Raw genomic sequence first — 8,252 nt, 5'->3', positions numbered from 1 at the left:
GAGGCATTGTGCTTGAAAGGCATTGTGACGAAGACCGGTTATTGCGATTGCCGATCACCTACGACAATGCCATTAACGATCCGCGCACCAACGCCGTCCATAGAACGATACCTTCACCACGGGGCTCGAGAACGACTGCGCGCTCCCTGCGGCCCACCACCAGCTTGGAAACGCCGACAACATGGTCGGCAGCCATGGCGTCCCTGATGACGGCGAAGGCTTCATAACCCACGGGATCATCAGGCATCAGGTAGTGAGGCTTTTCGAGATAGATCCAGTCGATGCTTTCAGCCGGCACGAATTTATCGATGTCGATCGTCTTGACGGTATCCAGCGCGACGGCGTCCAGTTCGTCGTCCGTAAGGATGACGTAGTCGTTCTCGCCGCGGGCGTACCCCTTGGCTTCATTCTCTTCCTTGACGGGCTTGCCGGTTACGGAGTCCACATATTGCGACACCACCCGGTTGCCGGTCGTCTTGTTGAGTGTATGGAAACGGACCTTCTCACTCTCGCTGGTGGCCGGCATCATAGCCACTGGGCATGTCACAAGGCTGAGCTTTAGATAGCCTTTCCAATATGGGCGCGGAGCCATGATCCACCTCCTCAGCTGGCCTTGCGCTGCGACGCGGACCCGCCGCAGACTTCGGCGAGACCCGGCGAGCCTTTTCGGGGTTAGAACCGGGATTCGCGTTAGCGGCGGTGCGTTTCGGCTTGTCAGGTCCGCCACTTAGCATTCCGGCGCTTTCGCGCAGAGCCTTGAGCAAATCGTTCGGTTCGGAGACCTTGACTGGCTTCTTCTTTGGAAGCGCCTTGCCCTCAATCTTCGCCTTTACAGCTCGGCGACGGCCGCCTCATAGCGATCATCAAATTCGGAAGGCTTGAACTCGCCTTTTTTCGTGCCGATGATGTGCCTGGCAAGATCGAGCATCTCGCCCCGTATTTTGATTTTCGGCATCTCCTCGAAAGCCTTTTTCGACGTAATCGAAATTCAGCGTCGTCGCCACGAGTCCCTGGCCGTGCGGTCTGATGAGGACGGTGCGCATGCGGCGGAAGAGAACGGTGCGCGCGATGGCGGCGACATTCGCCTTCTTCATGCCGTCGCGGAACGCGGTGAAGGCATCCGCGCCGACCCTGTCGGGTGTGAGGTAGCATGGCTTGTCGAAGAAGACGTCATCAACATCCGAGCAAGGAATGAAGGCCTCGACCTCCAATGTCTTGTTGCTCTCGGGGATTGCCGCCGCGACCTCCTCCGGATCAATCATGATGTATTGGCCATTGTCGATTTCGAAACCTTTGGTCTGATCCTCCTTCGGAACAGGTTCCTCGGTTTCGCTGTCGATGAAGATGCGGTTGACGCGGTTGCCGGTCGCCTTGCTGATGGTGTTGAACGTGATCCGCTCCGAGGTCGATGCCGCAGTGTAGAGCGCCACGCCGCAGGTGACTTCTCCGACCTTCAGGAATCCCTTCCATTGTGCGCGATGCCCTGATGCCATGCCCGTTCCTCCAACTCACAACTAACGCCAGTCAACGGCGCCTCAGATGATTCGTTCCGCTCAAATTCGAATCAAATGTCAATAGGTTAGCGCACCTTCTCCACTGCTGATTTAGGGCAATCCACGCTAGCGAAAATATCGATTTCGTCTGGGAAAGTTGCATTGAGCCGTAGCTGCGGTGTCTGGCGACGACGAACACCGCCCTTGAGAGGCGCATCGCTGTGGACGAGCGGCTGCGCCGGCTTACGCGGCAGACTGAAACTCCTGCATGGACGCAACTCAACGAATCACTTTGAGGGTCGTTCCGCAACATTTGTCAGGAGAGTAGCCGGTGGAGTTCTTCCTATCTGATAGACAATTTTGCGAGCTAGTCTCGAAGAAGGCTGGCGCGCGAATTTTTTAGGATAAAATTGTGGAATTTTCAAAAGTGCGTTCTATTTTTTTACAATCGGGTGGGGAACGTGACCGAGATATCGGAGGATCCTTCTATCGACTTGAGCCACGACGATCAGCTGCCGGGAACCGAAATCTCGGCGACCGCGGTGCAACTGCGACACGACGCTCCAGCCTTTCTTGCTGCGATTGTCGAATCTTCGGATGACCCGATCATCAGTAAAAGCCTGGACGGGGTCATCACAACTTGGAACAAGGCGGCGGAACGAGTCTTCGGCTATACCTCGGTTGAGGCCATTGGATGCCCCATTACGATACTGATCCCCGAGGAACGCCTCGATGAAGAGCCGGCGATCCTCGCCCGGATTCATGCTGGCCAGCGGGTCGATCATTTCGAGACGGTCCGGCGCCGGAAAGACGGCAGCCTGATCGACGTCTCGCTGACGATCTCTCCGATCCGCAATGCCAGCGGCGAAATCATTGGCGCGTCGAAGATTGCTCGTGACATTTCAGAGCGCAAACGCGCTGCCGAACGGCAGGACTTGCTGCTCCGGGAGATGCATCACCGCGTCAAGAACCTGTTTGCGATCACCAGCAGCATTATCTCACTCGCCGCCCGTTCTGCTGAAACGGCCGACGGTCTCGCCAGAAGCATGAGAGACAGACTGGTGGCGCTGTCGAAAGCGCATGAGATGACGCTGCCTAGCTTCACGGGCGATGATGCGTTCCAGGAGCGATCGACAACGCTGTTCCAACTGCTCTCACTGATCCTCGCTCCTTATGACGGCGGAACAGCTTGTTGGGATCTTGAAGGCGACGATGTTGGCGTCGCCGCGAACAAGGTGACCAGTTTATCCCTGCTGCTGCACGAGTTCTCGACCAATGCCGCAAAATATGGAGCGCTGTCGGTCGAAGGCGGGAAGCTCAAGGTGGCTGTTGCTGCCGATAGCGAGATGGTCAGGATAACTTGGGCAGAGCGATTGCCGGGATTATTGCCTCAAACTGCTGCCACAGTTGGATTTGGAAGCAGGCTCGAAAAGATGATCTCGCAGACTTTAAGGGCGGAGGTCAGCAAGGAATGGAAAGCCGATGGGCTCACGATCGTTACGGATCTACCAAAAGCGTCCTTGCAATAAATTCTCAAAGCAAGCTCAGGCGCGGGCCAGGCCTCTCGTCGGCGTTCATCCATTCGTGAGACGCCTGGCTCGTTTTCAGTGCCTCCAATTCTACTAAGCTCCCAAACATGACCAAGACAATCCTCGACATTGTTCTGATGATCGCGATCGCGGTGGTCTGGGTCCTCGGTCTCGCGTGGCTAATCATCGAGGTTTCCAGAGCGCTGGGGTGGTTCGGGTGAGGCTGGTCGACCATCTCGATCAGACCTAGGTCCGATAGCAAGACGGCGTGATTTCCGGCACTATATCTTCTTTAGCTATCGCAGGGGGTGGCAAGAGTAGGGCCGCTGCCTCGGGTATTGAGTTGGGGCAGCGACCCCTTTCCCGGTGACTGTCTTTCCCGCCTGATCGTGTTGTCATGTCACGGGCGTATCTTGCTCTTGGGGTCGTGCAACAGCCGGAACAGCCCCTTCAACTCTGGCTCCCCCACCTTGACGGCGGCCTCGAAGCACGAGCACCACAAAATCTCTCGCTGTCCCTTCTCCCGATAGTGATCCAACGCTTTTTCAAACTTCAGCAAATGGACCTGGACGAGACAGGGCACCCTCTCGCCGTCGCTTAGTGACTTGAGATAGGTGAAATAACCAAATGGCTTCTTCGACACCTTCCCCGATACGCCGGCCTCTTCACGCGCCTCTTGCTCGGCCACCTGATATCCGGTTCTTCCTTCCATTGGCCAGCCTTTCGGGATTGCCCAGCGATGCGATTCCCGCGTCGTGATCAGGAGCACCTCGAGCGCTCTCGTCTCATTGTTCAGCCGATAACAAATAGCCCCGAACTGCTCGCGCGCGCCATTCACCGACAGGCCCGGCCCTATGCCTGCAAGTTGAGCCAATAGGGGCGGCTTTTTGGGCAAACCATTCTCCTTCGAATCGGGAATTCAGATAGTCAACATAGAAGCCCAACTGGAAATAGAAACACCTGCACCCTGGCGCAGATCATCGGTGCGACACTCGCCCTCCCTTCCATCGCCTATTGCATATTCTCCCGGTCGCGCGCTTAGCTACAAAGCGGCCGAGAAAGAAGGCAATGGTCAGAAACCATATCAGCCCCAGCGATTTGCAGTTGTTTTCGGATGACCTGACTCTCTGTCAGAGAGTCTTCGATCAGATACGCGACGAGACGGAGATCAAAGGGACCCAGAGAAATGACCTCCTCGCCGCGAACATCGTTCGTTTCTACAAGCAACGCATAAAGAACGAAGGTCAGCTTCTGATTTTGGCCATGACCGCTGCGATCACCTGAGGGGGTCGCACAAGCTATACCTTGGCTGATATCTAAATTATGTATACGGGCGACAGGTAGAACGTTCATCGAACGGATGGCGTACAGCCGGTGCGTTAGCCGATTTGACTCGCTATCCCCGATGTATGTGAGCGAGCGCTGGAAGCCCGTGGTTTGTTCTTGCGAGGAGCGTAGAACAGCCCTCATCTAGCTCGTCGGAGCCCGCTTTGTACCCCTCTGCCGGCTCCTTCTGCCGCAAGGCCGCCACTGACTATTAGAACAGCGGAACGATCGCCGCGAGGACCGAGCGCGCATTGGTCGCCGCAACTTTTCGAGGCCTCAGAAGTTGGAGGTTCACGCAAGGTGAGTGGAGACCAAAATGGCCGGGTTTTATTTCCTCAGTCATGATCTCGACGGGGACTTCGTCAATGAAGAGCCGTACCAATTTAATGATTTGATCGGCGCAATTGAAGCCGCAAAAATCTGCTCTCGCAGAAATGGCCGCGGACGGCATCCCGCTCCAGAACGGGGGTGTCATGTCGATCGAAGTCCAGAACGAAGGTCGCGCCACTGTCGCGCATCTTTGGCTTCGATTCTCGATCCACTTCATTCAAGGAGTGTCAACTTGAGCGCCGACGCTTGGGAACTGACCTCGTGCCACTGACGACCTAACTTTCGCTCTTGGCGGAGTGTAAGTCTTGAACCTTGAATGCAGACGCACAAGTGCTAGGTAAAGCTGTAACTTTGTCACCTCACGCCATTCCCGCTGCCGGGCATCTTTCGAACTGTGCGCACATTTGAAGAGCAAATGAACCCTCCCGCTCCCCGCGACACCGCCCCTACCCCTGTCGCCGTTACCCAGCATGTCGAGTTGCTGCGGCAGGAGATCGAGGAATTATTGGATTCAAAATTCCGCGCCTATGGAAGCGCAAATCTAAACGCCGCTGAAGTCGCTCGGCTCGATAGCGAAATTGAACGCCTCAATGCGATTATTGCACGTTATCGCACCCTCGGGCTGCTGGGCTGATCGGACATGGAACAATCTCGCCCCATGCAGGTTTCCAATTCGCTCACTCCCATGGTGAGCGGAGCCGGGCGCCAAACGCACCCACACCCGAAAGCGTCTGGCTCACCCCCTCTTCCTTGACGGCTTTCACCGCGTTCCCTTCGAGACACCTTCCTTCTGCGCTTCTAGCGGACTTCGTGGTTTTGGGCAGCGGCAGCGCGCGCCATCCTCAGCGCGTCCTTCGTGGGGTGCTCATGTCAAGAGTCCCTAGTTTGTTTAGGTGGCTGAAGGAGGGCGGATCCATGAAGTTCAGGGCTACTACGCGAAAATCCGGGTTGCGATCGCCGCCTCCACGAACCGTTCCCGGGCGACCTCGGCGCTACCATGCCGGACGAGCGCATCCAGGCAGCGGCGCTTGGCCTCCAGGTACTGTCGGCTGCTCGTTTCAGGCCAGCGACGCAACAGTATGCCAAGCGCGACGTCCGGTCCGTCGACACGCTCGCGGGGACCCTTCCCCATCCGGACAAAGACGGGGCTGCGCCAAAGAACGTGAAATTCCAAATTGATGATCTGAGTGTTCCGCATGGCTCCTCCTAAAGCGGGAGAACTTCGTACAATGGCCAGGGTTCCTGAAGACGAAGAAGGATACACCGCCGGACGATGTCCAGACTGGCGCATCAAGCGATCTCGCCCGCCATGCTCGCGCAGCGAAGGACGAGGATATGATCGACCAATCGAAAATCAAGGAACATGCGGACGTCATCGCCTTCACCGACGTGAGCCTCGTGGCCGAGTGGAGAATGGCCCATTTCGCCTGTCGGTGTGCAAAAGTCGCCGTGACGATCGAGGCGGAGGAAGGCGGCGGCACCGTCTGAGCCGCATCCGAAGCAGCGCCGCCTATCAATGGCGGCGTCTCAGTACCTTCGTGCCGCGGTGTCGGGGTCGAATATCAGCGCGTCGGATCGCAGACATTCCTCGCAGATCCCGAAGCCTTCCTCGTCGAAATCGTTGGCGCTTTTCGGTCTACGGCAGCACTCGCAGATCATCACCGCGCGACATAATTTTTCCGGTACGAGAAACTCGACAAGCAGTCTCGTGCCGGCGCTTCCAGCAGGCTCTCCCATGACGGCCTCCTCGCCTGACTTGATTTTATCGAGATGGAGATTGCGGGCCAAGAAATCCAGCCCCGAATTTGATGGCGGTATCTGGATTGCTGCGCCGGGGGGCTTACCTGCGGTCGGCACCCAGAGCCTTCTCAAAAGGGGTACTCCGGCGGGACGAATTGCCATCTATCATAATATCAAACAATCTTCTTGGGGTCGCTTGGACGGGGTCGCCGCCTGTCGTCTCAGCGATTTCGGTGAAACACCGACCCAACCTTAACCATAGGCCCAGCCATGCGGGCTTTTTTTACCCGCTAACATTCCGCCCTGTATAGGCGTTGGTGTCGCTTGGTTAGAGGCGACGAAAGTCAAGCTTACTTGCTAAGCTTACCGGCAACCTTCCATTGATATTTCTGCAGTGCGTGCAATTTGTGCTTCGGTTCACGCGAGTGGCGCTTAATCGATCCGATCGGCATTTGAAAAAGCCGGAAGCACACGTCGAAGAGCAATCGACGCGGAAGCGTATCCGCATCGGGCGCGTCGACTGAATTCCGAGGCGCGCCCTTGGTTGGGAATTACCGTTGACGCATCGACTCATCTCCCAACCAGGAGTAGGATTAAATCGTCGGTATCCAATCCGTAGGCGCTGGCGGCTAAGAGCATAATGCTACCGCCTGCGAAGAATGGGAGAAGGGACATGCGCGACGATCGGTCTTATGTGAGTAGGATGCTTTTCAGGATGGCCACGCACTACACTAAAGACCCAACCGCTGCCAGCTGTCTTGCACAATAAACCCTCGACTATATGCTCGACGATCAGAGCCTCACCACTGGCGTACCGACCGTAGGCTGTGGATGATTATGCATCATCTCGCCAGGGCCAAGTTTCTGCGCGAGCGGGCGAATAAGGCAGCTTTAGAAAAAACGAATGCCGCGTCCACGAGGAGCGCACTCCAATCCTTTAAACAACCCATGTATGGTCATGAGCGCTGGCGTCCTTGGCTAAGCTCCCATACCCTCGGGAGGTGTAGGCAGGAACACAAGTAAATGCCTGCAATGATTATGCGGAGTAAAGTAGCGCCGGGCCCTTTACGGCGGTTGGCGCCACGGTCGAGCCTGTACAAAACTGCAGTTGCGGCAATGTCCGAAGAAGAATTCTGCAAGCGATTTGAAGATCGTGTTCGCCTTCACTGTCGCTCGGGGAAAAGGCCATTTGCGATGGTCCCGGAAGAATACTGCGCACGGGTCGCGAAACTTTGGTGGCAGGAATTGGATGGCGAGCTCTGGACACCAGAAACGTGCGCCGATGAGGACTCCTACTACTGGTGAGGAACATACCCACACCGATACTTCTGGTGGCGGCTCCCGCGCCCGGCCCTTAAGAACCGGTCCATTGGAACCTTAGCCGCAGAGGTTCGTCTATTGCATGGTTCTACCCATCAAATGTCTGCATCATCTGCCCGCCTCTGCGGACTCTTTTTTGGGATCAATTTCCAGTCGCCAATCGATTCGTCTCGCCTTAGTAGGCAAAAGCTGGCCTTCCGATCTTAATCCTGCGTTAAGAGGCGTGGGTCAAAGGTAAACCCAACTTGGGGCCGCCTCATGAGGTTGGCGGCAAGGAGCTTCCCGGCTCCCGAAACATGACGTTGATCGACTCGAGCTCTCGTTGAAACAGCATCCACTCTCAAAGGCAGCTTCTGGCTGCCTTTTTTTCGTTGGGTGCAAGGCAGAAAACCTAATTCGCCACTGGTCAGGGTGGTGATGTGCGCGCTTCGCAAAAGGTGGACATTGATTCCGCTAAATCCCGGACAGCAGTTTCACTAAAGTCCGGACAGTTTGACGAGGTTGGCCCTCGGCA

6 protein-coding genes and 2 pseudogenes are annotated in these 8,252 nt (G+C 56.4%); 3 read left to right on the top strand and 5 right to left on the bottom strand.

Annotation, left to right across the window (positions count from 1 at the left end):
- Positions 1-94: 94 nt before the first annotated feature.
- Both EV561_RS36445 and EV561_RS36440 read right to left on the bottom strand, forming a co-directional pair.
- Positions 95-592 (bottom strand): annotated as a pseudogene (locus EV561_RS36445) (Ku protein); the annotation flags it as partial.
- A gap of 28 nt (positions 593-620) precedes the next feature.
- Positions 621-1,493: pseudogene (locus EV561_RS36440) on the bottom strand (Ku protein); the annotation flags it as partial.
- A 494-nt stretch (positions 1,494-1,987) separates the two neighbouring features.
- On the opposite strand from EV561_RS36440, the gene EV561_RS36435 reads away from it, so the two are divergent.
- A complete protein-coding gene (locus tag EV561_RS36435; RefSeq protein WP_245513273.1) occupies positions 1,988-3,022 on the top strand; it encodes a PAS domain S-box protein in 1,035 nt (344 codons plus the stop codon).
- Between the two features lie 400 nt (positions 3,023-3,422).
- Here EV561_RS36435 and EV561_RS36430 read toward each other — a convergent pair whose 3' ends face one another.
- Positions 3,423-3,917, bottom strand: a complete 495-nt coding sequence (locus EV561_RS36430; RefSeq protein ID WP_245513271.1) for an NUDIX hydrolase — start codon at positions 3,915-3,917, stop codon at positions 3,423-3,425.
- A gap of 1,176 nt (positions 3,918-5,093) precedes the next feature.
- Here EV561_RS36430 and EV561_RS36425 point away from each other — a divergent pair.
- Positions 5,094-5,312, top strand: a complete 219-nt coding sequence (locus tag EV561_RS36425) for a hypothetical protein (protein WP_132528699.1) — start codon at positions 5,094-5,096, stop codon at positions 5,310-5,312.
- Positions 5,313-5,609: 297 nt separating this feature from the next.
- On the opposite strand, the gene EV561_RS36420 is transcribed toward EV561_RS36425, so the two are convergent.
- Positions 5,610-5,876, bottom strand: coding sequence for a DUF982 domain-containing protein (locus tag EV561_RS36420; RefSeq protein WP_132528698.1), 267 nt, complete (start codon positions 5,874-5,876; stop codon positions 5,610-5,612).
- 137 nt (positions 5,877-6,013) lie between these two features.
- Between EV561_RS36420 and EV561_RS37525 the strand changes: the two genes are divergently transcribed.
- On the top strand, positions 6,014-6,166 hold the full coding sequence (locus EV561_RS37525) for a hypothetical protein (RefSeq protein ID WP_165928054.1): 153 nt from the start codon (positions 6,014-6,016) through the stop codon (positions 6,164-6,166).
- Positions 6,167-6,205: 39 nt separating this feature from the next.
- Here EV561_RS37525 and EV561_RS36415 read toward each other — a convergent pair whose 3' ends face one another.
- Positions 6,206-6,415 (bottom strand): hypothetical protein, encoded by a 210-nt coding sequence (locus tag EV561_RS36415; protein WP_132528697.1) that lies wholly within the window; start codon positions 6,413-6,415, stop codon positions 6,206-6,208.
- Between the last annotated feature and the right edge of the window lie 1,837 nt (positions 6,416-8,252).

The organism is Rhizobium sp. BK376 (assembly GCF_004341625.1).
Lineage (GTDB): Bacteria > Pseudomonadota > Alphaproteobacteria > Rhizobiales > Rhizobiaceae > Rhizobium.
This window is presented reverse-complemented; position numbering and strand designations above follow the sequence as displayed.